Source organism: Burkholderia sp. BCC0322 (assembly GCF_902833045.1).
GTDB lineage: Bacteria > Pseudomonadota > Gammaproteobacteria > Burkholderiales > Burkholderiaceae > Burkholderia.
This window is the reverse complement of the sequence record NZ_CADFDU010000040.1, coordinates 1,774-2,452: the sequence shown is the minus strand read 5'-3', so window position 1 is coordinate 2,452 and position 679 is coordinate 1,774. Positions and strand designations below refer to the sequence as shown.

At 56.7% G+C, this 679-nt stretch carries 1 pseudogene; it reads left to right on the top strand.

What is annotated here, in order from left to right:
- Window positions 1-253 precede the first annotated feature (253 nt).
- Window positions 254-478 (top strand): annotated as a pseudogene (locus tag HWX39_RS35725) (transposase); the annotation flags it as partial.
- Between the last annotated feature and the right edge of the window lie 201 nt (window positions 479-679).

The following is a 679-nucleotide window of genomic DNA, read 5'->3' as shown; positions in this document are numbered from 1 at the left end:
ATTCATCGCTCGGCTTTGTTTCTCCGGAGCGGTTCCTTCGGGACTGGATCAAAGCTCAGCAGACCAAGGACGCCGCCGCATAACTAGGGACCGTTGGAAGGCGAAAAACCGGGGGAAGCTCACTGGATCGTCCAGCTGCGGGCGCGCGTTGGTTTTTACAAGGCTCTGATCGCGGTGGCCAACAAGCATGCACGAATTCTCGAGACTTGCCACCGTTGTTGGATGCCAATCCGTTCACTCTGCACAAACTGCGATGCAAGACACACAACAACGTGATGCCGTCGATGTCTTCGTCGGCGTCGATGTCGATAAAGGCCAGCATCATGCCGTCGCGCTCGATCAGAACGGCAAGCGCCTGTACAACAAGGCGCTACCCAACGACGAGGTCAAGCTGCGAACCCTCATCGCCGAACTCAAGACTCACGGTCGACTGCTGTTCGTCGTCGATCAGCCGTCCACCATCGGTGCGCTTCCTGTGAGGCCGCGTTCCGGCAGATGATGGATGAGGCGCTGTCGCGTCGCGCCGACCGGGCGCTGTTCGATCTCGACTCAGATTAATCCGATTCGAAAGGTATTTGAAATGTTCGTACAATGCATGCGCCGATGCTCTCCGGCATCGGCGCATGCATTGTCTCAATCTGGTTGTCTTTGCCACCTTCGGGTGGCATTTTTTTTGCTG